The following is a 24771-nucleotide window of genomic DNA, read 5'->3' on the forward strand; positions in this document are numbered from 1 at the left end:
CGTCACGCATTCACTGCCCTTGGTTCTGCGCTCATCGTGGTCGTCTCCATCATGCAGTGATTCGGAGCGGCGGCGCCGCCGGATTGCCCGCCCCCGACCACCGCCTTCGGGGAAGTCGATAAGTTTGCAAACGTGACTTTCACACCGGCGGATCTGACCGGAACCGAACGATCCGTACTGCTGGTCCTGATGGCCGAGGCGCGACCCGTCCCCAACCCCGACCTGGTAGCGCTCGGGCCCACGCTCGACAAGCCCGGACGCGACAAGCTCAACGCCCTCGGGCTGATCGAATCCGATCGCAGCAGCGGCCGCTTCGTCCACGAGCTCACCGACCGCGGCTGGCGGTTGTGCCACGACATCCTCGCCGCCGGGCCGCCGCCACGCTCGACAGGCCCCGCGAAGACGCTCTACACCGTGCTCGGCTCCCTCGAGCGCTACCTGCGTCGCGCCGACCTCAGCCTGGCCGACGTCTTCGGCGCCGACGGCCAGGCACCCGCGACCGCTGAGGACCGCATCCGCCGCGCCTACGCCGACCTCGCCCCACGGCCAGGCGGCTGGGTCAGCCTCACCAAACTCCGTACCGAACTCGCCGACACGCCGCGCGCCGACGTCGACGCCGCCCTGCACACGCTGTTCCGGGCGCCAGGCGTGAGCCTGATCCCCGAGGAGAACCAGAAAGTCCTCACCGCCGCGGACCGAGACGCCGCCGTCGTGATCGGTGACGAGAGCAAGCACCTGATCGCGATCAGGCCGTGATGCAGGAAGCGCAACGCGAAGCGCTCGCATCGCTTCGACTGACGTGGGCCCCCACCGCCGACGACCTCTGGCGGCCACAGGCGGCGACCCACGTCGCCGGGCTCAACGAGTTCGCCGTCGACGATGTCATGGACGCCTTCGGTGACGCCGCTCGCGACCCGCTGTCGTCACCGCTCGGCGTCGTCGTCCAGGGCCGTGCCGGGTCGGGCAAGACGCACCTGCTCGGGCAGGTCCGCGAGCGCATCCAAGCCGCAGGGGGCTACTTCCTGCTCGTCGAACTCCTTGATGCAGCGACCTTTTGGGAGTCGGTGCGCAACGGCATCATCGACAGCCTCGGCCGGCCCGGCGCGCAGCGCGAAACGCAGCTGAAGGACCTGCTGTGGGAGTTGTCGTCGATTGCGCACGTGTCCCGCGCCGACCGCCGGGCCATCATCGGCGACGACGATCTCGAGCCCGAGACCCTCGACCGGTTCGTCAATGCCCTCGCCAAGGCGCATCGCGACCCCGTTCGCGACTCTCATCAAACGTTGCGCGCCCTCGTCCTCCTGGGCGCGACGGACCTCGCGGCCCACGACGTCGGCGAGGGCTACCTGCAGGCCAGCGACGAGTTCGGCAACGACGAGCGCGCGCAGTGGCGCCTGCGCACTTCGCCGGCCTCGGCGCAGCAGTGCGTGCAAGAGCTCTCTCGGCTCGTCGCCCTCGCGGGCCCGGCCGTGTTGGCGCTGGACCAGATCGACACCCTGCTGGCGCAATCTTTGACGCGCACCGACGACGCCCGCACCGACGGCGACGACGCCCTGCATCAGGTCGCCGACGGACTGATGGCTGTCCGCCAGAAGATGCGGCGAACCGTCGCGGTGGTCGCCTGCCTGCCTGCGGTGTGGGAAGGCATTCAGAGCCGTGCGACCGCGACGGTGGCGGACCGGTTCCGTGTCACCGCACCGCTGACACCACTGCCGACACCCGAGATCGGCCGGGCCATCCTCGAGCGCCGCTTCGTCGCAAGCTACTCCGAAACAGGGTTTCAGCCGCCGTACCCCAGCTGGCCCATCCTGCCGGCGGCCTTCGCCGAAGCGCCCGTCTACACACCGCGCCAACTGTTGATGCGCGCCGACGCGCATATCCGAGAGTGCCTCAAGCACAACCGAATTGTCGAACTGGACCATCTCCACGCCGACGAGGAACGGATCTGGGAGTTCGACGACGACTCCGACGAGACGGTTTCGTCTGAACTCGACCGTCGGTTCGCGGAGTATCGCCGTCGGGCAGTGCCGTCGGCGGCGCTCGACCACGAGGGTGAAGACACGACCATGCCGGAGTTACTGGGGGCCGCGCTCACGGCGTGGATCGCTGAACGCGACGGCGATCAAACCTACTCCTTCGACCCGCCGCCCGGTCGCCACATCGCATTGCACGCACGACTGCGGCAGAGTCTCGACCGCGCCACCGAAGACGAACGTCACTGGGCGTTTCGCGCCGTCGCCGCGACGAACGCCGTCGCCGCCCAGAACCGCATCAAAAAGGCTTGGAGCGCAACGGGACTCGGCATGGGATCCGACCGGCGGCAACTGTTCCTACTGCGCAACTCACCGTGGCCTCCCGGCCCGAAGACCGCGCAACTGATCGACGACTTCCACCGCGCCGGTGGCCGCACGCTCGCGGTGTCGGACGACGACGTTCGGACCATGGTGGCGCTCCGGGACCTGATCGCCGAAGACCCCGCCGATCTCGCGAGTTGGTTACGGAGTCGACGGCCGGCGCACGGGTTGACTCTGCTGCAGGAAGCGCTCGACTTCGAACCCGATGACGTGGTGGTTCCGCTGGAGGACGATGAAGAGCCGGATGTTGTGGAGGTCGAGTACGACATTCCGGATGCGGCGATACCGTTGGGGATTGATAGTCGAAGCGATGCAACGGTTTCGGTTGATTTGGCGGCGTTGCGGAAGCACGTTGCGATCTTCGCGGGTACTGGTTCGGGTAAGACGGTGTTGCTTCGACGACTGATCGAGGAGTGCGCGCTACAGGGCGTGTCTTCGATCGTGCTGGATCCCAACAACGACTTGGCGCGCCTGGGTACCAGTTGGCCGCAACGGCCGGACGGCTGGCGAAAGTCGGACGATCGTCGTGCCGCGGAGTATCTCGACAACACCGAGGTGGTGATCTGGACGCCGCGGAAGGGCGCGGGACGTCCGCTGGTGTTTCAACCGCTGCCGGATTTCCCGAGCGTCGTCGACGACGAGGACGAGTTCACCGAGGCCGTCGAGTCGGCTGCCGCGGCATTGGAGCCGCGGGCGTCGATATCGGGTCAGACGCAGAGAGCGAATCGCGAGCGGGCGGTTCTGCGAAATGCGTTGGAGCTGTATGGCCGAAAGCCCGATCCGACGCTCAGCGGGTTCGTGGACATGCTCAGCGACCTGCCCGACGATGCCAGCGATTTGGCCGGTGCGCGCAAGATCGCGGCGAACCTGGCGGAGAACCTGCGCGCGGCGATGGTCAACGACAAGATGTTCGGCGGCGCGGGTACGGCACTGGATCCGGGTGTGCTGCTGACGCCGTCTCCCGGGCGTCGCGCTCGGGTGTCGGTGATCAGCATGATCGGGCTGTCGTCGGATGAACAGCGGCAGAGTTTCGTCAACCAGTTGCAGATGGCGCTGTTCGCCTGGATCAAGCGCAACCCGGCCGACGACCGCCCGCTGCGCGGGTTGTTGGTGATGGACGAAGCGCAAACACTGGCTCCGGCAAAAGGATTCACGGCGTGCACGCGCAGCACGCTGGCGTTGTCGTCGCAGGCGCGCAAGTACGGTCTCGGCCTGGTGTTCGCGACGCAGGCACCCAAGGGTCTGCACAACCAAATCCCCGGCAACGCGGTCACACAGTTCTACGGATTGTTGAGCGCCCCTGCGCAGATCGGCGCCGCCCAGGAGATGGCCCGCGCGAAGGGCGGACTGATGCCCGACATCAGCAGGCTGCGCTCGGGGAACTTCTATGTCGCGATCGAAGGAGAACCGTTCCGCCGCATCGTCGCGCCCTGGTGCCTGTCCTATCATCCGCCGAACCCGCTGTCACCGGAGGAAGTGGTAACCCTCGCCAAACGCGCGCCCTAGCGTGGGAGCGACGTACCGCAGCGATCACGCCGCGCGTCGATCCATCAACTGCGTCGGTTCGCTGCCGGGGACCGCGACGGCCTGCAGCAGTTGCTCATGGTTGTCCCGGACACCGCGGTAGCTCTGCATGTACCGGTCGATCTGCTCGCGGCGCAGCGGTTCGGCCCAGATGTTTTCCCCGGGGATCTCGATACCGCTGTCGTTGGATTCCGTCCGCTTGCGGGCGCCAACCCGGAAACCCACCACCGACGCGACCATCAACGCGACCATGTTGGCCGCGATGATGCCGGCCAGCGCGCTTTCCGTCGCCAGCGCGTAGACAAACATCCCCAACGCCACGAATACCAGCAGCAACAGCACATAGGCCACATTCGTCGCAGAAACCCGTCGCAACGCTCTCAACATCTCGATCACCTCTCCAACTCTCATACAAAACGCTACGTGTAGCGTATCGCTACGTCTAGTGTAGCGTTTTTATCGCCGCGGTTATTCCACCGTCAGCCGAGGAGGACCAAAATGGCGCCACGACAAGACGTCGACGACTCCATCGCCGACGCCACCCTTGCCCTCCTGCGCACCAAAGGCCCCCGGTCGGTGACCGTCGAAGCAGTCGCGGCGCGGTCGGGCATCGCCAAGACGACCATCTACCGCCGATACACCGACCGCCGCGACATGCTGTCCGCCGCGCTGTCCCGGGTCACCACCCCCGACCCCCTCCCGCCACAGGCCGACCCGCCCGAGCAACTGCGCTGGCTGATCACAGAAGCCGTCAAGACCGTCGAGGTCGGCATCGGCTACGGCGGCCTGGCCGCCCTGCTCACCGACGAAGACCCCACCTTCACCAAGCTCTTCCGCCGCATCCTCGCCAAGCAGCGCGCCGAACTGGAATCAGTGGTTGGCGCAGGCAAGACCGACGGATCTTTCCGCGCTGATCTCGACGCCGCCGCACTCGTCGATGCAATCGTTGGTGCGCACATCGCCGAGCGCACCCGCACCGGGCGGGTCGTCAAGGGATGGGAAGAGCGCCTGTTCGATCTCTTCTGGCCGACTGTCCGGGCCTGAGCCCGAATTCACAATTCCGAGCCCAAGCGCCTCCACGGCTGCTACGTCACCACCGAATCCAGAGACGAGATCGCCTCCGCCGGTTCGTCCTTGAGAGATCGATGACCACGCGAAATGGTCACCCAGACATAGCCCTGGCTCCCACGCGGCGGTCAAGGCACCTTATTCGAGGGTCCCCGATAGCTTTGGCGGCGACGCCATCAACAGCAAGCTACCGGTCGCGGTTGTGGTGCTGTCGGTGCCAGGCGCGATGGGTGACCTTGACCGGCGCTAGTAGGGCTTCCCACGCCTTGCTCTGCCACCGAGGCCCCGTACCGGTGAAAGTGACCGTTGCGCCGTCGGTCGCCCCGCCATTGGCGTACGTCAGCTCGATGGTCGCGTGGGCAACGACGATGCTCCCGTCGCCACGCAGCGCGGGGATGGTCAGATTGCCGCTGCTCATTCGTCCCCGGCTCATCGCCCGGTCAAAACCCCACCAATGCAACGCGCGAAGACCCGGCGGGATGATGATGTTCAGGCTGCGGCCCAGCGTCTCATCGGCGGACCGACCCACCACATCGGTCACCTGAGCATCCCACTGACGGATGATCCCCGCGCGATCGACGGTCACGGTCGCTGGCCGGTTGTCTGGATTCGCGCCAGAAGCCTCCATATCTACAATCACGGGTGAGCGCCGGGGTGCGGTTCAATGCGAGGGCCATTTGCCACGATTGTGAACCGCGACGCGCTCAGCAGCGTGTCTAGGCTATGACCGCCGCAGAGCCGCGGGTTGACGCTGACCCCGCCGCGATGTGGGCTCCTGCGCTCGCACGCGGGCTGATCCGCGACGAGGACATGCGTGCGATGCGTTATCGCAACGGCTACATAGATCTGCTTCCATCCAGCGAACGGGACCGGCACGGCTTGGCGCAGCGGACGCGGCGCTCGCTCATGTGCGCGCTCCTGCGTGCCGGCGGGTTCTCGGTACCCGTCGTACGGGCACTGGTCGGGGTGAGTCTGCGTCTCGACGGCGATGAGCGTGTTCTCAACGTGGCGTGCGGACCGGGCCGCGACACCGCGTTTCTTGCCGGCCAACTTCAGGGCAGCGGGTTCGTGATCGCCGTGGACTCGTCAGCGTCGATGATGCGCTGCGCAGTCCGGGCCAGCAGCGGCCCGCGGGCGGTGTACATGCGCGCAGACACGCACCGGCTGCCGTTCAGCGACGAGTCCTTCGATGTGGTGTCGTGCCTGGCCGGGCTGCATCTGTCCGCAAAACCGATGGTGGTGCTGCAAGACATGGTGCGGGTGCTTTCGCCGGGCGGGCGAATCGTGGTCTCGACGAGCTGCGGCGGCCAATCCGCGTTGAGCCGCAGGGCAATCAAACTCGCGGCCACCGTCTGTGGTGTGCGCGTGTTCGATGCCACCACCATCCCCGCATTCTTGAAGACGGCCGGAATGACGGACATCGAACAGCACTTTCGAGGAATGTCACAGTTCATCACCGCTCGTCGCCCAGCGCGATCTCAGTTCACACATGGCCGCAGCATCCGATCAACCGTGCGCTCACTGCGATGAACAACGTACGTGGCGAATTAAGGCTGTCCGGTATCAGCAAGGTCTACGGCGAGGGCTCGGCGACTGTGCACGCCTTGCAGAATGTCGACCTCGACATCGCGGCCGGCCACTTCACCGCGGTTCTGGGGCCTAGCGGTTCGGGCAAGACGACGCTGCTCAATATCATCGGCGGCATCGAATCAGCCGATAAGGGAACGGTTCTGGTGGCCGGCGAAGACATCTCCAGACGCCGGCCGCGCGATCTGGGTGGCTTTCGGCGCTCCCACATCGGGTTCGTATTTCAGTTCTTCAATCTCATCCCCACGCTGACCGCGCTGGAGAACGTGCAGATCATCAGCGAGCTCACCGGGCGCGGGCAGCGGGGCGCAGCTGCGGAACTGCTTGCGGGCGTGGGCTTGTCCGATCGCATGGATCATTTTCCGGCGCAGCTGTCGGGCGGGGAACAACAACGTGTGTCGATCGCCAGGTCGCTGGCCACCGACCCCGACCTATTGCTCGCCGACGAACCGACGGGCGCCCTGGATGCTGCGACGGGGCGCTGCGTCCTCGAGGTGCTGCAGCAGTCCAGTCGCAGCGGGCGCGGTGTCCTGATGGTGACCCATAACGAGTCGGCCGCTGAGATCGCCGATCACCTTATCCGGATGCGCGACGGCAAAATCGTTTCCTCGCAACGTAACACAATGCCGGTCGACGCTTCGACTATCCGGTGGTGAATCCCGTGATAGCAGCGACTTTGTTGCGCAAGACGTTACGCGACCTGCGGCGGCGACTGCCGCAGGTCGTCGCGATCGGTCTGACCGTGATGCTCGGCGCGCTGCTGTTCGTCACCAGCTACGACTCGTTCCGCAACATTCAAGCTTCCTACGCGGCGACCTATGCCCGAACGCATTTCGCTGACCTGGTCGTCACCAGTGCGCAGGCCGACGGCATCGCGGCAGCCGTCCACGGCGCCGCCGGCGTCGATCGGGTCGTGACGCGCACGCAGGTCGATCAACCGATGATGATCGGCGGGACCAAACTCGTCGGCCGGTTGGTCGGGATGCCGGCTGTCAGTGGCCAGGACATCGATGCCATTGACATCGTCGCCGGGCGGTTGCCCGTTTCGGAAGCCCAGGATGAAGTCGTCGTCGAGCGCCACACGGCCGACACATTCGGCCTCACCAGCGGGGCGGCATTGCAGGTGTTCGACGGCATGCGATGGCACGACGTGACGGTATCCGGTACGGCGCAATCGCCCGAATACCTGTGGCCCGCCCGCAATCGACAGGACCTGCTGGGGGATCCGCACGCCTTCGCTGTGCTGTTCGTATCCGAGCCACTCGCCCGGACACTATCGGCGCGGCGAGGATCCAACCAGACGCTGATCACGATGAGCGACGCAGCGACGTCGTCAGATCGCGATGGTCTCATTCGCATGGTGCGTGCCCACGGCGCGGCGGCGATCGAAGATCGCGGCGATCAACCCTCCGATGCCGCGCTTCAAGAGAGTCTGCACGGCCTGTCGGGCATGGCGATCGGCTTCCCCACACTGTTCTTGACCGCCGCCATGGTCGCGGAGTACGTATTACTCACACGCCTGATCCACACCGAACGGCCGATCATCGGCACGCTGCTCGCACTCGGCGCACGCCGCGGCACCCTCGTCCGCCACTACGTGTGCTACGGCGTCGCGGTCGCGAGCACTGGGGCACTGGCCGGCGTGGTTGCCGGGGCGGCCGCGACGTCGGCATACACCAAAGTCTATGCGTCCTTGCTGGGTCTTCCTGATACCGTTGTCCAACATCGTATTTCAACCGCGCTCATCGGTGTGATTCTCGGGCTCACCGCTGGCGTACTGGGCGCGCTGGCACCCGCAATCGTCGCGGGTCGCCTCGCGCCGGCCTCGGCGATGCGCGGTGATGCCGTGCGCTCCTTCCGCATCGGACGGCTCACCCGGCTCTCGGCGCGGTGGACCCGCACGCCAGTTGTAGTGCGAATGGCGTTGCGGTCATTGACCCGAAGCCGCCGCCGGACTGCGGCCACAATGACCGGTTGCGTGCTCGCCCTGACGCTGATCCTGGCTGCAGTGGGTCAACTCACCAGTGTGCAGGCGATGCTGGCTGTTGAGTTCGGCGCGGTACAGCGGCAGGACGCCACCGTGCTGGTCGCGCCGATATCGAACGATGTTGGAGCGCAGATAAGGTCGATTCCCGGGCTCGATTTGGTCGAGCCCGTAACGTCGGCGCGGGTGACCGTGACCGCGCGTGGGCACGTCTATTCGACCTCGCTGACAGGTCTGCAGTCTGCCACGGTCATGCACGGGTTCCGTGGCATCGACGGCCGGCCGCGGTCTCTACCGTCCGACGGTGTGTTGGCCGGTGCGGGCCTCGTACAGCAGCTTGGCCTACACGTCGGTGACTCCATGACGGTGGTCCCCGCCGGGGGTGTCAGCCGTACCCTGCGCTTGGCCGGTCTTGTGGACGAGCCCCTGGGCACCGCGTTGTACGCGACAACGGCAGTGGCGCAATCGGTGACGAACACCGGACCTAATGGATACCTGTTGCGTTTCGCTGCCGGCGCGGACCCGAACAGGGTGCGGGATGCGGTCACCAGCCTGACCGGCGTCCTGGCATACACCGACACCGGCGCGATGCACCGGCAGATCAACGGATATCTGATCATCTTCTGGGTGTTCGCGGGCAGCATGTTGGTACTGGGCGGATTGCTTGCCTTCGCCATCATCTACATCACCATGACCGTCAACGTGACCGAACGGACAAGTGAGCTGGCCGGTCTGCGCGCGGCGGGAGTACCGATCCGGCGACTCACCGCCGCGTTGGCGCTGGAAAACCTCAGTGCCACTGTGCTTGCCGTGCCGTTCGGTCTTGCGGTCGGTCTCGGCGTCGCGTGGCTTTTTCTGCGCTCGTTCAACAACGACCTGTTTCAGCTGCACCTGTCGATCGGGCCGGTGGCGCTCAGCCTTGCCGTGATCGCGGTGATGTTGGCCGCTGCCGTTTCCCAGCTGCCCGCGGCACGGCTGATCAAGCGGATCGACGTCGCGCGCGTTGTCAGAGAACGTGCGCTGTAGCGGCAACCAGTGGCCAGGCGATTCTGAACCACGGCGTAAATCTGTCTGGTGCCGCCGCAATTTCGTCGTGCAGCGTGGGCCCGTCGACATAACGCCAAGCCGCGACTTCGTGACGGTTCACTGTCGGCTTGTCAGCGCTGCGACCGACGTGGACCCAGCACAGTTCGTGTTCGGCACAGTGCGCATCGAACTGCGCCCTGTACTCGAACTTGAAGAGAAACGCCGTCGTCAGGCACAGGCCGAGCTCCTCATGTACACGCCGACGCACCGCGGTGGCCATCGGTTCGCCGCGACGAGGATGCGAGCAGCAGCTGTTGGACCACCGGCCCGGCCACAGCCGCTTTTCCGCGGCGCGCTGTTGCAGAAGCAGTTCACCGTCCGGATTGAAGACGAACACCGAGAACGCCCGGTGCAGCGTGCCGCGACCGTCATGCGCCGCGGCCTTCGTCATGAAGCCGATCCCGACGTCGTTATTGTCGACGACGACAACGCAATCGTCTTCGCTGGAGACGACTCTCTCGACGAAATCGGTCATGTCCGGCTAGCCGGCCAGTGGAGAGTCGTTGGAAGTGCCAGCGCCGAATCGATTGCAAGAGCGCACAACACGATGGTCAAATAGATACTGGCGCGGCGAAAGAGATGTCGCGCGTCGGTGGGCTGCCCGTGACGCGTCCTGGCATCGAGCTGGTGTGCCGTTCCTACGAACCAGGATGCGGCCAACACGCTGACGGCGTCGTAGATCGCCCCTGTTCCGATCGCCAGCACGACCGTGGTCAGACCGGTCAGCCAGCTATAAATCAGAATCCGCCTGGCGACGTTGCGCTCGGCGGCGACCGCGGGCAGCATCGGCACACCTGCTGATATGTAGTCCTGTTTGCGCATGATCGCCAACGCCCAGCTGTGCGGTGGCGTCCAGAAGAAGACGATCGCCAGCATCACTACGGCTTGCCAACCGATAGCGCCGGTCACCGCCGACCAGCCGATCAGCAACGGCATGCCGTTGGCGAGTCCGCCCCACACGACGTTGTGAGCAGTCCGCCGTTTGATCAGCAGGGTGTAGATCAGCGCGTAGAACGCGATCGTCGCCGCCGCCAGCAGCGCGGCCAACAGGTTGGCCGCCTGCCATAGCCACAGAACTGCTCCTGCGCTCAACGCGACCCCGAATGTCAGTGCGAAGCGCGTGGAAAGCGCATTGCGCGCAAGCGGGCGGCCCGCGGTGCGAACCATCAGCTTGTCGATGTCCGCGTCGCCAACGCAGTTCAACGTGTTGGCTCCCGCCGTCATCAGGATCGTGGCCCCGACCACGTTGACGATGAGCACCGGTGCGATGACGCCACGTTGCGCCAACAGCATGGCCGGAATCACTCCGACCACAAGGTGAAGAGTGTGAGGCTTGGTCAGCGCCGCACAGTCTTTCAGGGTGGCGCGGAACTTACCGCCCCACTGTGACATGGATAGCTCATGAATGCTCACGGTAGAACTCGGTCCGTCAAAGTTGTCCCGTCCCATCAATGACACGACTTGTGGACGGCACGGGTTCAATGGAATCCGACTTCTCGTCGTCGCGGTTGAGCGCAGGTGCGCGGATGGACTATCAGTTGCTCGATCCGTTTGAGCGACTACATAATTAGCGACAATGTCGCTCGTAGCCGGGCATCCGCCAGGGTCATTCTGCGGTGACACGGCGCTGGACGCGGTTACCCACAGCCGGTAGCGGCACCAATTCGATCGTCAGGTCGCGCATCGTGCCGTAGTGCACCCGAGAACCTCAATTCCTGTGCAGCTGAACGAGTTCGCCTAGGTATCGACTTCACGAGGCCGATGCGTTGGATCATGCTCATGTCCTTCTCGAGTTGCTTTCATTGGCGCAGCGATCCGGTGAAAGAAGCCCGCGGCCAACGCATCCTGCGGACGGTACATTCGCGCGTCTGTAGCGGCTTCGTTGAAACCGATCGTGAAGTCCCCGTCGGCGTCCACACGCCGGTCAGCGGTGAGCAGCAGTGCCGCGCCGGCTGCTACGGCGCTTCCTGTGCGGGCGACGACCACCGAAATCGCAAGTGTGAAGACTCGACCGAACTGCTGCCAGGTGTCTCGCAGGAGCCTGTCCCGCTGCTGCCCGCCGATCATGAGAACGTCGAGATCGAGCCCCGCGCTGAACTGTCCCGGTCGTCCGGAGATGACGACTGCCCGGATGTCGTCATCGGCCTGCACGCGGTCGAGGGCCTCGGAGAACAACTGGGGCATTGCCGGCGCCGCCAGCCTGAGTCGGCAACACGCCGGGCAGGGTGATCGGGTAAAGGGTCGGAGCGCGGGATGATGTGCGGCTGATGAGCTCGCCGATGGCAAGTTGTTCAAGGTAGGTCTTGAACAGCGCGCAGACGCCCAGCTCGGCGAGGTCGAAGTTGCCCGCCGAACAAGACATTCCGTGCGTTCGGCCCAATGACCGTTTGCCGGCGAATCACTTCGCCCGGCTCGTTGCCGAGTTGGTCGACGCCCATTTGGATCTTGTGCGCACCCGGGGTGCGGATGACGAGGCGTGCGGTGCGCTGCCCTACGATCCGCGGCTGATGGCGCTCCTGTTGTACGCCTACACCACCGGGGTGTGCTCGTCGCGGATGATCGAACGCACATGCGTCGTTGATGTGGCCTTTCGGTGGCTGACCGCCGGCGCGTCCCCGGGCTTTCGAGCGATCGCCGAATTCCGCAGGCAGCACCTGTCTGCGCTCGGATACCTGTTCGTGCAGGCGTTGGCGTTACGGCGGGCCGCGGGTGTGGTCTGCCTCGGCCGGGTCGCTCTCGACAGGATGAGGGTCGCAGAGGACACGGCTCTCGTGGAGGAGGTCTCGGCCCTCCTGACAGGCGCCGAACGGGTCGATGAAGCCGAGGACGCGGCGTTCGGGACAAATCGTCGTGTCGGCCGGCGCCCGCAGCGACTGCGGCGACGAGACATTGGGCTGGCCAGGATCTTCCAGACCAAAGCTTCCCTGGACGCCGAGATCGGGCCGGGCCGGGAGTTGGGCGCCCGGGCCGATGTCCGCGGTGACAGGGCTACCGCCAGTGGCACCCCGGGGCACACGACCGCGAGACCGAAGAGGCGGCGGGCGGTGGTCGGCGCGCTGTTGCTGGCGGTGGCGTTCGCGGGCGGATTCGCCGTCGCGATGCACAAGACGCTCACGCTCTCCGTCGACGGCTCACCGATGACAGTCTCGACGATGAAGTCGCGGGTGATCGACGTGGTGCGGGAAAACGGCTTCGCCGTCGACAACCACGACCAGCTGTATCCGTCCGCCGATCAGCCGGTCCATCAGTCCGACACCATCGTGCTGAAACGCGGCCGGCCGTTGCAGGTGTCGGTGGACGGCGGGCAGATCAGGCAGACGTGGACGACGGCCTTGACGGTCGACGAGGCGCTCAAGCAGTTGTCGATGCGCGACGCCGCGCCTGCCGCGGCATCTCGTTTCAGCCGAGTGCCATTGACCGGCATGGTGTTGTCGCTGGTCAGCGCGAAGAAGGTGCATATCGTCGACGGCGGTGTGGCCAGCGACCGGCGGCTGGCGGCGCCGAATGTGAGGCTCTTGCTAGCGGCGGCCGGTGCGCCGCTCGCGCAAGGCGACCAAGTGTTCCCGCCGGCGTCGACGTCGGTCACCGAAGGCATGAAGATCGTGGTCACCCGTATCCGGACGTTCAGCGTCACCACGCGGATCACGCTGCTGCCCCGGGCGTACCACGTCCAGGATCCGACGATGAACATGAGCCGCCACGTTGTGGAGGACTTGGGCACCACTGGAACCCAGGTTGTCACCTTCACGGTGTCGACCGTCAACGGTGTCGAAACCGGGCGGTCGCCCGTGAAGAACGAGATCGTGGCACCCGCCCGGCCCTTGGTGCTGCGGGTGGGTGCCAAGCCGGGCACCCAGGTGCCGCCGGTGCGCAACGGCGCGACCTGGGACGCGCTGAGCGCCTGCGAGTCCGGCGGCAATTGGGCGATCAACACCGGCAACGGTTTCTATGGGGGCGTGCAGTTCAACCAGAGCACGTGGGACCGGCACGGTGGACTGCGCTACGCGCCGCGAGCAGACCTGGCCACCCGGGAAGAGCAGATCGCAATCGCCGAGGTGACTCGGGCAGTTCAGGGCTGGGGCGCCTGGCCGGTATGCAGCGTCAGAGCGGGGGTGCGCTGACCCTTCGGGCGCTCGGCGGTGATCAACAGTCGTTGGGTCGTCGGTGCGGCGACGTCAGCCGAACGTACCGGTGGCCACCCGCTACGTGCGCGGCTAGATTCAGAGACGGTGGCCGTTGCCCATTCGGTTCCGCCGCGGGGGCCGAGACAGCAGAAGGATGCTGCACTGCTTGAAGCTGTGCGGGCGCGATGGCGTGAAGTGGTTCGCCGCGCACGACCGGTTGACAGCACGGCGCGGCAGGATCCGGAGACGGTGGCCGCTGAGCGTTCGGTTCCACCCCAGCGGTCGGCACAGCAAATAGGTCCTTCGCAGTACGACACCGTGCGGGCGCACCGGCGTGAGCTGATTTGCCGGGCAGGACCGGGCGACAACACGGCGCGACTGGATCCGGAGACGGAGACCGTTCGGCTTTCGGTGCCGCCGCAGCGGCCGATACAGCAAATAGGTCCTTCGCAGTACGACACCGTGCGGGCGCACTGGCGCGTACCTCCAGTCGATGCCACGACACCATTGAATACTGCGCGAACTGATCTTGGTGCCGATATCACTGCGCCTGTTCCGCTTTCGGCTCAGCCGCGGCGGCCGCTACCGCGCGGGCGCGGCAATGACGTGGCTCGCCGCTCGGTACCGGTTGACAGTCGTCCGCGACGGGTGTGGCCGCGGAACGATGCGGTACTGCACGAAGCTGTAACTGTTGACGAGGCAAACCTGTGGCGGCTTCGGATCAGGCGGACGGCCGTGGCGTTCGCTGCCGTGCTCGTCTTCGTCGCAGTGGTGATCTTGAGTGGGCATCCCTTCGGGGGCGGGGACCAACCTGCTCAGCCGTCGGTGCCCTCATCCGCCGGAGGCGGGTCTTCCGCGCCGACGCCACCACAGCAGCCGTCGGGTAAGCCGCCGGAAGGCGCCTCCGGCGGCACACTGCCGCCGGCCAAAGGCGTGCAGGCGATTTCGGGTGACCCTGAGCCGTCAACACAGCTGAGGCCACGCGAGCACAGCGATGCCCCGCGGTCGTGGGCGCAGCTTCTCCTCAACGGTGTGCTGGTCATCCTTTCGCTCGGGCTGTTCACGGTCGCCGGCACCACCCTATGGTGGATGCTGCACGCATGGCGCACACCGGATGCATTGGCAGCGACGGGTTTTCGGCGTCGAGCGGCCGGTGCGCCTCGGTCATTCTCGTTGCTGTTGCCAGCTCGCCACGAAGAGGAGGTCCTCGGGGACACGATCGATGCGCTGGCAAGGCTTGACCACCCCAATTACGAGGTGATCGTGATCATCGGCCACGACGACCCGGAGACCGAGTTGGTCGCGCGTGAGTCGGCGGAGCGGCACGCCGGGATCGTCAAGGTGGTCATGGACCACAACGTGCCGAAGAACAAACCAAAGGCGCTCAACACCGCGCTGCCCGAATGTCGTGGCGACATCGTCGGTGTCTTTGACGCCGAAGACGAGGTGCATCCGGGGCTGCTGCGTCTGGTCGAAGCGCGTTTCGAGGAATCTGGCGCAGACGTGGTTCAGGCCGGTGTCCAGTTGATGAACGTCACGACGAATTGGTGGTCGGTGCGCAACTGCCTCGAGTACTACTTCTGGTTCCGCTCGCGCCTGCATTTCCACGCGGCGAAGCGGTTCATTCCGTTGGGGGGCAATACCGTTTTCACCCGTACCGACCTATTGCGGCAAGTGCACGGTTGGGACCCCGACTGTCTGGCTGAGGACTGTGAGATCGGCGTTCGGCTGTCGACCAGGGGTGCAGTCGTGGCGGTGGCCTATGACCCGCAAGCGGTGACCCGGGAAGAGACCCCAGGTTCAATTCGTGCGCTCGTGAAGCAGCGCACGCGCTGGGATCAGGGCTTCCTGCAGGTGCTCCGCAAGGGTGACTGGCGCAAGCTGCCTAGCCGCAGACAGCGCTGGTTGGCCCGCTACACGTTGGCGATGCCCATGCTGCAGGCGGCAACGGGAGCGTTGTTGCCACTATCGCTCGCGTCGATGTTCCTGCTCAAGGTTCCGGTGCCGACGGCGTTGGTGACCTTCTTGCCTCTGGCGCCCACGCTCGTCACGATGGCGGTGGAGTCTGCCGCGCTCGGTGAATTCGGACGGGAGTTCGGCATCCGAATACGTCCCCGTGATCACGCCCGCTTATTGCTGGGCACCTTTCCATATCAGCTGCTGCTTGCGGTGGCCGCGGTGCGGGCGGTGTGGCGTCAGAGCCGCGGGGACGGAGGCTGGGAGAAGACGACTCACAAGAACGCCCACCGCACCCCCACACCCAAGCGGCCGGTTTCCGCATGAGCCGCTTACCTCGCCTGAATCCCTCGATCCCGATACTCGGAATCCTGTTGACACTCACCGCGGCATTGCGGTTGATCAACCTCACTAGGTCGCCGGTCCGGTTTGACGACGAAGGCACGTACATGGCCCAGGCCTACGCCGTGGCCCACTGGGGCGAACTCGCTCACTACACGTACTGGTACGACCATCCGCCGGCTGGTTGGCTGCAATTGTCCCTGTGGGTGGCGATTTCGGGTCCTGACTTCGGGGGCAACGCCATAGCTGCCGGGCGGTATCTGATGGTTGTCGTCGCCGTGATCACCGCCGCCCTGCTCTGGTCTCTTGCGCGCCGAATTGGAATGTCGCGATGGGCAGCCGCGGTTGCCGTCGCCGTCTTCGCGCTGTCTCCGTTGGCGATTTCGTTGACTCGAATGGTCTATCTGGACAATCTCGCCGTTGCGTGGCTGGTCGGCGCCCTGGTGCTGCTGTGCTCGCCCCGATACCGGTTGTCGGCGATGTTCGGCGCCGCAACATGTTTCGGTATAGCGGTGCTGACCAAGGAGACCATGCTGTTGCTGCTGCCGATGTTCGCCTGGTTGGTCTGGACCAGGACCGCACCGGTGACCCGCCGCTATGCGCTCGCCGTGTTCGTCGCCGTGTTCGGCGTGGTGGTGAGCACGTACGTCTTGATGGCCGTGCTGCGTGGCGAGCTGGTCCCAGGGCCCGGACACGTCAGTCTCTGGGACGGCATCAGATTCCAACTGCGGGATCGCGCGGCGGGCGGCGCGCTTGATGATCCCGATTCACTCAAGCGCCATACCGTTGACCAATGGTTCCGGCTCGACCCGGCCCTGCCGATTCTGGCTTGCCCGGTCGCTTTTGCCGCATTGTTCGTCTCGCGGCTGCGGCCGTTCGCGGTGGGGCTGGTGACACTCATAGCCACGGTTCTCCGACCTGGATACCTGCCGGCGCCCTTCATCTTGGCCGCGCTGCCGTTGATAGCGCTTCTGGCCGCAGGTACCGGCGAGGTGGCTGTGCGCTTTCTGTTCGACACCGTTGCGCATCCATCAGTGCACCTTCGGCGCTTACGTATTCCGGCGCTGACCGCCGGGACGCTGATCGTATCCGTCGTCGTGTCGCTCTGGCTGCCCACCCAACGTGTCTTGCTGCAATCCGACGATGACGCGCCGATGCGGCAGGCGCAGCAGTGGATCCAGCAGAACGTGCCGAAGACCGACCGTCTGATCGTTGACGATGCGTTGTGGCTGGACCTGATTCGCAATGGCCGCGACCGGCTCAATGTCGTGTGGGGCTACAAGGTGGACACCGACGAACAGGTGCAGGGCTGGGCGCCGCGCGGCTGGGCCGACTACGACTGGGTCGTGTCGACGGCGTCGTTGCGTGACGCGACGCGGCCCAACGGCGTATTCGCAGAAACGGTCGCACACTCCCAACCGGTGGCAATATTCGGCACCGGCTTTACGCGAGTCGAGGTGCGACGCGTTGACGCTGGCGTGACGTCGAGACCCTCGTCGCCGGCGGCGCTGGCGTTCGGAGGGCAACTTGCCGCCCACATTGCCGGTGCCACTGATCCCGATGTGCTTGCGGTCCTGCAGTCTCGGACGGTGGCTCAGCCTGTGCTCGCGACACTCGCAGTGATCGCTGCGACGGAACCTGTTCGGGTCGCACACATTTCGACCATCGAAGGAGAGGACGACGTCGCAACGCCTCGACGCGATATCACGCTGAGCGGCCAGCGCGACCGGCTGCAAGCTGTGGCGGCATTCTTGCAACACCAAGTGGGCCGGTTCGCAGTGCAGTCAGTGGATCTGACCGCCGAGGGACTGAAGGTTCGATTTCCGGTGCGCGCCAACGATATCGGTCTAGGCGCGGCCCCGGCGCCGATGCAGGGCGGTCCGGCAGCGTTGCGGGTGGCCGACCTCCGCCGAAACCGATCGGCCGAGCAAGTCAATCTGGTTCGCATCGACGGCACCGTGGAAGGCTCGCTGGAGACCGGCGCCGACCCGAATCCGTCGGGCTATCGGTCGATGCCGCCGGGAACATACGTGGTGGTAACCAACCCTGTCGGCGGAGGTGACCCGGTTATACGTCAGGTAGTCACGCTCGATCCGGATGCGACCTACACGCTCGCGATGTTTTCCGCGGGCGACTCCGATCAGGTTGCGGTGCAACTCGCGCCGGACGGCCCGGCCACCGGCCCCACGCCCGACGCCGCCGTGCGGATGCTGCATGCCGCCAGTGCAACAGGATCCGTCTATCTGGCATTGCTAGCACCGGGCATGGTCGAGCCGATGGTGCTGGCGAACCAAGCCGGTTATGGGTTGATCACCGGGTATGCCGCGGTGCCTGCCGGGCAGTACGAGGCGGTGCTGACGGCAAACGGCCACGAATGGCGCCAACCCATTGGGTTGCCTGGTGGCGAGCCGATGAGCCTCCTGCTCACCGACGGGCCCGATGGCCCCCTGCTACAGACGGTTCGGGACGTTCCGGCCACTCCGGCCGCGCTGAGTTCCCCGACGTTGACGTTGCCTGCGAGCGGAACTCCAGTGGACAAGATCAACGCGAAAACGCCCGCGATTGAAAGCTCCGACGGCAAGCCGGTCGCGGTCGTATTGTGCATGGCCACAATCCTGGCGGCAGCGATACTGACAGCCAGGACGCGGCGGTCGGCGCAGGAGAACGATGGTGCCCTGGACGAAACGATGCGGGCGCTTCGGCACGGCGGTGCGTTCACTCGGCGCGCGCCGGTTGACGACGCTACGCGACCTCTGAAGGCGCCCGTCAAGCCTTCGGTTGCGCCGCGGCCCCCGCTTCGGCCGAAAGACTCTGCAGTGCACGAAGTCATGCGGGCGCGCTGGCTCGGCGGTGAGGCGATTCGCCGCACACCTCTTGGCGATTCTGAGTGCTCAGTGCCGGGCGTCGACACGCATATGATCGCGCCCCGGCGGCGAGGACTGCGTCAGGTGGTCCACCGTGCACGACCTGCTGACGACACCGCGCCACTGGATCTGAAGACGACGGTGCTCAAGCGTCCGGTAGCGCCAGGGCCGAGGCAACGCAACGACATTGCACTGCATCAGGCGGTGCGGGCGCGCTGGCGTGAGGCGGTTCGCCGAACCAGACCGGTTGACGACACTGTGCGGCTACCCATGGGGGTCGTTGAGCCTTCGGTTCCTCGGGAACCCAGGTGAAGCGGCGGGTGGGGACCGCGTCGGCAATTGCGCTCGTGGTGGCGGTGACGATCGGCGCGGGCTGGTGGATTGCGAACGCCATCGATCCGAGGCTGGACGCGACAGACATCGCGGGCCTGCGGGAGAACACGGCGCGTATCGCCGGCCAGAGGTTCCTGAATGACTACGTCGAGCCGGACGGTCGCGTAGTGCGACGTGACGAGGGCGGTGACGTAGTAAGCGAAGGACAGGCCTACGGGATGCTCATCGCTGTGGCGGTCGGTGACGAGAATCGGTTCCGCTCGATATGGAATTGGACGAAGACGCACCTGCGCCGCGCCGACGGATTGCTGGCGTGGCGGTGGGCCGATACCAAGATCACCGATGTCAACAGCGCCGCGGATGCCGACCTCGATGCGGCGCGGTCGCTGCTGTTGGCGGGCCGACGCTTTCAGGCGCCGCAGTTCACCGAGGACGGCAGACGACTGGGGGTTGCGATCGTCGAAACCGAGACGGTTGCCGTCGGCACCGGGACCGCCCCTTCCAGCGATGTGAACCCGCCTGGTACGTGGGTGGCCGGATCGGGGCGCACGCTGGTCGGCGGAAACTGGGCAACGACGCCCCCGTATCTCGTCAATCCGGGGTACTTCAGTCCTCGTGCCGAACGGGAACTCTTCCAGGCATCCAGCGACCGACGGTGGATCGACATCAAGCGCACCCAGCGGATCTTGGCGTGGCAGCTGATCGGGACCGGGATGCTGCCGCCGGACTGGACCACTGTCACTCATGTGGGCCATGCCGTGCCCGCCGCACCCCCCTCCGGGGGGCAGATCCGTTTCGGTCTCGACGCCGCGCGCCTACCGGTCCGGTTCGCTGAATCCTGCGATCACGAAGATCGAGTCGTCGCGGGTGCCATGCGTCCCATCCTGACAGCGCATGGTGACGTGCCCGCGTTGCGGAACCTCGATGGGTCGCCTGACGGCACTTGGCAACATCCCGTCGCCCTTGTCGCCACCGCGGCCACAGAACAGGGCGCAGGCGATGCCGACGGAGCCGTCAAGCGCCTTGACGCAGCGGCGCAAATGCAACAGCGGTCGCCGACTTATTACGGCGCCGCGTGGGTGGCGCTGGGGCGCATCATGCTGACCACGTCGCTGCTCGGCGACTGCTCAGGACCGGGCTGAGCAAGCCTCGAGGACTGGCGAACTAGTCACCTCCGTGGCCATGCCCGCCGCCGTGGCCACGCCGCGGCCCCTTCGGTCCTGGGTTGATGAAGGGCGGTGGTGGTTGCCACTGAGGCTGAATGATCGACGGTAGCCACTGGCTGATCAGCGGCGGAAGCACAACCAGCGGCGGTGGGGCCGGTGCGGGCGGTGGCGCGGCTGGGGCGGGCGCGGCTGGGCCCGGCGCGGCGGGAGCCGGGGCCGCGCTGTGCACCACAACTTCTGGCGGCGGGGCGGGCACTTCCATCAGGTGTGCCACCGTGGTGCGCGCAGGTGATTCTGCCGCGGCAGGGGGGACAGGCGCCGGCGCCGGCCGCGACGGGGTGGGTGGCGCAGGCCGCAACTGCGGAGCCGCGGCACCCGGATGCAGCGCCGCATTTTCCGAATCCTGCTCGGCCGTCGGCTGCACACTGACCACGATTGCGATGGTCAATGCCATCATTCCTGCTATGAAAATGGCAGCCAACGATGCGCCCACGAGCAGGAACGGCTTGCGGCGTTCGGGCACGTCGGCGTCCGATGCGACGCGCGCTGCGTCCGTGATCACGTCCGCGTGGCCAAGGAACGTGGTGGGCACATCGACCAGGCTCGTCGAGTGGACCCAGGTCTCGTCGGGATCGTTTGAGTAGGCCAGTCCGATGGTCGAGGTGTCGTAGCGCGGCGCACTCGCCGACGCCAGCGCGGCGCCGCGCGCCAACGCCAGTTGAGGTTCTTCAGCGGCGATGACCGGCACCGAGACAAGGTTCTGCAAATGTGCTTTGATCGCGCCGACGTCGACGGCGGAGACGACGACCATGCCCTCGACAACCGAATCGTGCGCCTGCAGGCCGGTGATCAATTCGGCCACGGCGACGATGCGATCGCCATCGTGCGCACTTCGGCTCAAAACCGTCACGACCGAACTGTCGACGGTGTCGACGATCGCCAGCGTGGCCTTGTCGCGCTCGACGAACATCAGTGCGGTCTTGTCATATCCCACCGCCCGCCCGATCCTCTGGGCGACGGCCGCGGCGGCCTGAAGTTCCGAGACCAGAAGCACATCGTCGACGTCGTGGGCAATCAACGCCTGCCGCAACTCGGCCGCTTCGGCCTGGTCCGTGCAGGTCAACCCAATCGATACCAGATGATGGCCGGCGGCGAATGCGCCCTCCTGGGTACCCAGGATCGCGGCGACCACGTGTTCGGCTGCGCTCGGAGATGCCGAGCCGTCGGCGGCAGCGATGTCGAAGACGTCCTGCTCGATGATGCGACCCTCGGCCTTGCCGCCCTCAACGAGTGCGATGCTGACCTTCGTGGGTGTCATCGACACACCGAGTACGATCTCCACCCGCCCCCCAGACGATTGCTAGGCGTGTTCAGCTGTCGAGGGGCGCTCTCTTAACGAGCCTGGTCGTCGCATTACCCGTCGTCGCCGACACTTTCGAGCGGGTCAATCCGGAGTGGACTCGCGCGCTGCCTCTATGCGAAACGGTACTCAGCTCAGTGCGCCCTGGCACGTGATCCCGCGAGAATTTTCAGTTCTGGCGAACGGTACGGAGCAGCGCAGTCGTTGAAGTCGCGGACCTGCCACCTACGGTGAAGCTGTCATCCTGAGTTTGCCTGCCGGGCAGGCTCTTCCGTGCGACCACACGAGTGCGGCGACGATTGACTTGTCAAGTTTTCAGCGCGCGAATAACGGCCGGTTACGGATCAAAGTCAAGTCTCGTCGGCGTACCGTTGACTCTGCCTACGCGGTGCCATGGAGCCAGTGGTCTCGGTGTTTTGGCGATCCGGACAAGAGTCCGCCTGCTGGTTTAGTAGCGGCCGCTGGCAATCGTTAGACCGTTGTAGCGCAGGCGTTTTGATCATGAAGGACTGACCGGATGTCTCTAACACATGGCTGGGTACCGGTGACGGTGCAGGTGATCACCGCGGTGGTGCTGGTGGTGGCGATCGGCTGGCGAAGTCGCCGGTGGCGCATGATCTTTGTTCCGGTGGCGCTTGTCGTCGGCGCTGCTGTGTCCCTAGCTGTGTTTTGGTTCATAAATGATCAAGGGCTCGCCGATGATTCGGCCCCGCTCGGCCTTTGGGTATGGATCACGTTGAGCGGGCTGGCCGCGGTGGCGGTCGTGCTGGGATGGCGCGGCGTCCCCTGGTGGCGCCGCGGTGTTTCCGCCGCGGCGGGTCTCCTGTGTGTGCTTTGCACGGCACTGACGGTGAATTCGTGGGTCGGCTACTTCCCCACGGTAAGTACGGCGTGGGACCGACTGACCGGCGCGCCGCTGCCCGGGCAAACGGACCAGACCACGGTCACTGCGCTACAGCAGCAGCACCGGGCGCCGGATTGGCGAACCATCGTGTCCGTGAGAATTCCCGATCATGGCTCGGGATTCAGACACCGCGACGAACTCGTCCTGCTACCGCCGGCGTGGTATGCGAGTACGCCACCACCGCCGTTGCCGGTGGTGATGATGATCGGTGGTGAGTTCGGCAATCCGGCCGCCTGGCTGTATGCCGGCGATGCCCAAAACACGATCGTCGATTTCGCGGCGAGGCACGGCGGCAATGCGCCGGTGCTGGTGTTCCCCGATCACAGCGGAACTTTTAGCAACGACACCGAGTGCGTGAACGGTGTACGTGGTAACGCCGCGGATCACCTCACCAAAGATGTAGTGCCGTACCTGATTTCCAACTTCGGGGTCAGCCGGCAGGCAGCCAACTGGGGTATCGTCGGCTGGTCGGCGGGCGGCACCTGTGCGCTGACATTGAGCGTGATGCATCCGGAGCTATTCGGCGCGTTTGTTGACATCGACGGCCAGCTGGGTCCCAATGCCGGCAGTAAGGAGCAGACCATTGCCCGGCTGTTCGACGGGGACGCGAGTGCCTGGGCTGCTTTCGATCCTCGGACTGTAATTGCCAAACACGGCACTTACAAAGGACTTTCGGGCTGGTTTGCGGTGTCGGCCGACACCCCTGCGGTTTACCGCGCACCCACGGACACCGGTCCGCTTCTCGTACCCGACGCGGACCCGAATTCCGAAAACCATGCCGCTATCGCCAACACTTTGTGCCAATTGGCCAGCAGTCACGGAATCGAGTGCGCAGTGGTGCCCAATCCCAGTAGGCACGACTTCTCATCCGCCGCGTCGGCGTTCGCCGCGTCGTTACCCTGGCTGGCCGGAAAGCTTGCCACACCCGGGGTCCCGCCGGTCGCAATGCCGGGCGCTTCTCCGCCCCGGTGATGTGGCCTCTGGTCAAGAATCACAACAACATTGAGCTTTCAACCCGTTTGGCACCCGAGTCGCGCAGCTGTGATCACGGATGTTGGCGAGGCGGCGGTTGCGGTGGCCATGGTCCTCGGGGCTGCGGTGGCTGCCGACGAAATTGAGGATCCTCACGTCGAGGCCATGCCTGTGCCGGTCGGTCCCCGCGTGTGTCATCGGTCTCCAACCGGTCATCGCGGACCGGGCGCCCAGCGAGTTGCTCCCGCCTGCCGAACAGGTACGGGTATGCAAGTCCGGCGATCGCACCGCCGACGAGCGGTGCGAGCCAGAACACCCAGAGCTGCGCGGGGGCGCCGTCACCATTGAAGAACGCGACGCCCGTCGACCGCGCCGGGTTGACCGACGTATTGGAGATGGGAAGCGAGACCAGGTGGATCGCGGTGAGGGTTAGGCCGATGGCGAGCCCCGCGAATCCCTTGGGGGCCCGGTCATCTGTGGATCCCAAAATGACGAGCAGGAACACAAACGTCAGGACGACTTCGGTGAGAATGACCGCCGGCAGTGAGTAGCCACCAGGAGAGTGCGCACCGAATCCGTTGGCCGCCATGCTCCCGGTCGCGGTGAAGCCTTGCTTGCCCTTGGCGATGAAGTAGATCACCAGACCGGCGAGTAATCCGCCGACCACTTGAACAGTCCAGTAGGCCGGCAGTGCTTTCCACTCGACCCGTTTGGCAAGCGCCGCGCCAAGCGTGACCGCGGGGTTGAAGTGTCCGCCGGAGATCGTCCCGAACGCGTAGACACCGGTGAGAACGGTCAGACCGAAAGCCAGCGCCACTCCGAGCAAACCAATCCCTACCGAAACACCCTCGGGTAGGAACACCGCGCTGGCGAACACGGCGCTGCCGCAACCGCCCAACACCAACCAGAAAGTGCCGAGCATCTCCGCTGCCAGTCGATGAAACATGGTTGGAGCAATCATGTGCGGTCGCCTTCGCTGTTGATTGGTGTCGCCGCTCGGCAGTGTGATCCGCACGCCGGTCGCCGCGTCGTACAGATAATCGGCCCGCCAGACCCCCGAACACCTAGCCGCCGTTACAGATTATCGACGAGACGCTCTCACCCGTGCGGGAATCCTGCTGTGGAAGAGCGACGATTTCGGGCATGG

Annotated in this window: 18 protein-coding genes and 1 pseudogene; 12 read left to right on the plus strand and 7 right to left on the minus strand. The window is 65.5% G+C overall.

Annotated elements, in window-relative coordinates:
- The first annotated feature begins 132 nt into the window (after window positions 1-132).
- Window positions 133-756, plus strand: coding sequence for a hypothetical protein (locus ACGFK1_RS04805; protein ID WP_393426459.1), 624 nt, complete (start codon window positions 133-135; stop codon window positions 754-756).
- Window positions 756-3860: a helicase HerA domain-containing protein gene (locus ACGFK1_RS04810; RefSeq protein ID WP_393426462.1), complete on the plus strand. Its 3105-nt coding sequence runs from the start codon at window positions 756-758 to the stop codon at window positions 3858-3860. The genes ACGFK1_RS04805 and ACGFK1_RS04810 overlap by 1 nt, the downstream gene beginning before the upstream one ends.
- A 24-nt stretch (window positions 3861-3884) precedes the next feature.
- Here the strand turns inward: ACGFK1_RS04810 and ACGFK1_RS04815 are convergent, their stop codons facing one another.
- Complete coding sequence (locus ACGFK1_RS04815; RefSeq protein ID WP_393426465.1) at window positions 3885-4289, minus strand: hypothetical protein; 405 nt, start codon at window positions 4287-4289, stop codon at window positions 3885-3887.
- 87 nt (window positions 4290-4376) lie between these two features.
- Here ACGFK1_RS04815 and ACGFK1_RS04820 point away from each other — a divergent pair, with 87 nt between their 5' ends.
- Window positions 4377-4922: a TetR/AcrR family transcriptional regulator gene (locus ACGFK1_RS04820; RefSeq protein ID WP_393426468.1), complete on the plus strand. Its 546-nt coding sequence runs from the start codon at window positions 4377-4379 to the stop codon at window positions 4920-4922.
- A 211-nt stretch (window positions 4923-5133) separates the two neighbouring features.
- Here ACGFK1_RS04820 and ACGFK1_RS04825 read toward each other — a convergent pair whose 3' ends face one another.
- Window positions 5134-5532 (minus strand): PAS domain-containing protein, encoded by a 399-nt coding sequence (locus ACGFK1_RS04825; protein WP_393426471.1) that lies wholly within the window; start codon window positions 5530-5532, stop codon window positions 5134-5136.
- Between the two features lie 137 nt (window positions 5533-5669).
- Between ACGFK1_RS04825 and ACGFK1_RS04830 the strand changes: the two genes are divergently transcribed.
- The 3 genes from ACGFK1_RS04830 (at window position 5670) to ACGFK1_RS04840 (ending at window position 9543) form a co-directional block, all read left to right on the plus strand.
- Window positions 5670-6476, plus strand: coding sequence for a class I SAM-dependent methyltransferase (locus ACGFK1_RS04830; protein ID WP_393426474.1), 807 nt, complete (start codon window positions 5670-5672; stop codon window positions 6474-6476).
- A gap of 65 nt (window positions 6477-6541) precedes the next feature.
- Entirely contained in the window at window positions 6542-7189 is a 648-nt protein-coding gene (locus ACGFK1_RS04835; protein ID WP_393426477.1) for an ABC transporter ATP-binding protein, read from the plus strand.
- Between the two features lie 5 nt (window positions 7190-7194).
- Window positions 7195-9543: an FtsX-like permease family protein gene (locus ACGFK1_RS04840; RefSeq protein ID WP_393426480.1), complete on the plus strand. Its 2349-nt coding sequence runs from the start codon at window positions 7195-7197 to the stop codon at window positions 9541-9543.
- Here the strand turns inward: ACGFK1_RS04840 and idi are convergent.
- The 3 genes from idi to ACGFK1_RS04855 all read right to left on the minus strand — a co-directional run bounded on the left by idi (window position 9524) and on the right by ACGFK1_RS04855 (window position 11787).
- Window positions 9524-10078, minus strand: a complete 555-nt coding sequence (gene idi, locus ACGFK1_RS04845) for an isopentenyl-diphosphate Delta-isomerase (RefSeq protein ID WP_393426483.1) — start codon at window positions 10076-10078, stop codon at window positions 9524-9526. The genes ACGFK1_RS04840 and idi overlap by 20 nt on opposite strands.
- Window positions 10075-11016 (minus strand): heme o synthase, encoded by a 942-nt coding sequence (locus ACGFK1_RS04850; RefSeq protein WP_393426486.1) that lies wholly within the window; start codon window positions 11014-11016, stop codon window positions 10075-10077. The genes idi and ACGFK1_RS04850 overlap by 4 nt, the downstream gene beginning before the upstream one ends.
- Before the next feature lie 324 nt (window positions 11017-11340).
- A complete protein-coding gene (locus ACGFK1_RS04855) occupies window positions 11341-11787 on the minus strand; it encodes an enoyl-CoA hydratase-related protein (protein ID WP_393426489.1) in 447 nt (148 codons plus the stop codon).
- Between the two features lie 263 nt (window positions 11788-12050).
- Between ACGFK1_RS04855 and ACGFK1_RS04860 the strand changes: the two are divergent.
- From ACGFK1_RS04860 to ACGFK1_RS04880, 5 genes and pseudogenes are all read left to right on the plus strand, one after another.
- A pseudogene (locus ACGFK1_RS04860) lies at window positions 12051-12248 on the plus strand (transposase); the annotation flags it as partial.
- A gap of 399 nt (window positions 12249-12647) precedes the next feature.
- Window positions 12648-13724 carry a transglycosylase family protein gene (locus ACGFK1_RS04865; RefSeq protein WP_393427849.1) on the plus strand — a complete coding sequence of 359 codons (1077 nt, stop codon included), beginning with the start codon at window positions 12648-12650 and terminating at the stop codon, window positions 13722-13724.
- A gap of 738 nt (window positions 13725-14462) precedes the next feature.
- Window positions 14463-16010, plus strand: a complete 1548-nt coding sequence (locus tag ACGFK1_RS04870; protein ID WP_393426492.1) for a glycosyltransferase — start codon at window positions 14463-14465, stop codon at window positions 16008-16010.
- Window positions 16007-19201 (plus strand): glycosyl transferase, encoded by a 3195-nt coding sequence (locus ACGFK1_RS04875; protein ID WP_393426495.1) that lies wholly within the window; start codon window positions 16007-16009, stop codon window positions 19199-19201. The genes ACGFK1_RS04870 and ACGFK1_RS04875 overlap by 4 nt, the downstream gene beginning before the upstream one ends.
- A gap of 8 nt (window positions 19202-19209) precedes the next feature.
- Window positions 19210-20364: a glycosyl hydrolase family 8 gene (locus ACGFK1_RS04880; protein WP_393426498.1), complete on the plus strand. Its 1155-nt coding sequence runs from the start codon at window positions 19210-19212 to the stop codon at window positions 20362-20364.
- Window positions 20365-20386: 22 nt separating this feature from the next.
- Here the strand turns inward: ACGFK1_RS04880 and ACGFK1_RS04885 are convergent, their stop codons facing one another.
- Window positions 20387-21706, minus strand: a complete 1320-nt coding sequence (locus tag ACGFK1_RS04885) for a hypothetical protein (protein WP_393426501.1) — start codon at window positions 21704-21706, stop codon at window positions 20387-20389.
- Between the two features lie 559 nt (window positions 21707-22265).
- On the opposite strand from ACGFK1_RS04885, the gene ACGFK1_RS04890 reads away from it, so the two are divergent.
- Window positions 22266-23624, plus strand: a complete 1359-nt coding sequence (locus tag ACGFK1_RS04890; protein WP_393426504.1) for an alpha/beta hydrolase-fold protein — start codon at window positions 22266-22268, stop codon at window positions 23622-23624.
- 73 nt (window positions 23625-23697) lie between these two features.
- Here ACGFK1_RS04890 and aqpZ read toward each other — a convergent pair whose 3' ends face one another.
- Complete coding sequence (gene aqpZ, locus ACGFK1_RS04895) at window positions 23698-24585, minus strand: aquaporin Z (RefSeq protein WP_393426507.1); 888 nt, start codon at window positions 24583-24585, stop codon at window positions 23698-23700.
- Window positions 24586-24771: the final 186 nt, after the last annotated feature.

The sequence above is a fragment of the Mycobacterium sp. NPDC048908 genome, from assembly GCF_043197955.1.
GTDB lineage: Bacteria > Actinomycetota > Actinomycetes > Mycobacteriales > Mycobacteriaceae > Mycobacterium.

Bases quoted from the DNA above. Each gene is read 5' to 3' on its own strand.
- ACGFK1_RS04810 (WP_393426462.1), top strand. From the start codon at position 756: ATGCAGGAAGCGCAACGCGAAGCGCTCGCATCGCTTCGACTGACGTGG.
- ACGFK1_RS04815 (WP_393426465.1), bottom strand. From the start codon at position 4,289: ATGAGAGTTGGAGAGGTGATCGAGATGTTGAGAGCGTTGCGACGGGTT.
- ACGFK1_RS04820 (WP_393426468.1), top strand. From the start codon at position 4,377: ATGGCGCCACGACAAGACGTCGACGACTCCATCGCCGACGCCACCCTT.
- ACGFK1_RS04830 (WP_393426474.1), top strand. From the start codon at position 5,670: ATGACCGCCGCAGAGCCGCGGGTTGACGCTGACCCCGCCGCGATGTGG.
- idi (WP_393426483.1), bottom strand. From the start codon at position 10,078: ATGACCGATTTCGTCGAGAGAGTCGTCTCCAGCGAAGACGATTGCGTT.
- ACGFK1_RS04855 (WP_393426489.1), bottom strand. From the start codon at position 11,787: ATGCCCCAGTTGTTCTCCGAGGCCCTCGACCGCGTGCAGGCCGATGAC.
- ACGFK1_RS04875 (WP_393426495.1), top strand. From the start codon at position 16,007: ATGAGCCGCTTACCTCGCCTGAATCCCTCGATCCCGATACTCGGAATC.
- ACGFK1_RS04885 (WP_393426501.1), bottom strand. From the start codon at position 21,706: ATGACACCCACGAAGGTCAGCATCGCACTCGTTGAGGGCGGCAAGGCC.
- ACGFK1_RS04890 (WP_393426504.1), top strand. From the start codon at position 22,266: ATGTCTCTAACACATGGCTGGGTACCGGTGACGGTGCAGGTGATCACC.
- aqpZ (WP_393426507.1), bottom strand. From the start codon at position 24,585: ATGATTGCTCCAACCATGTTTCATCGACTGGCAGCGGAGATGCTCGGC.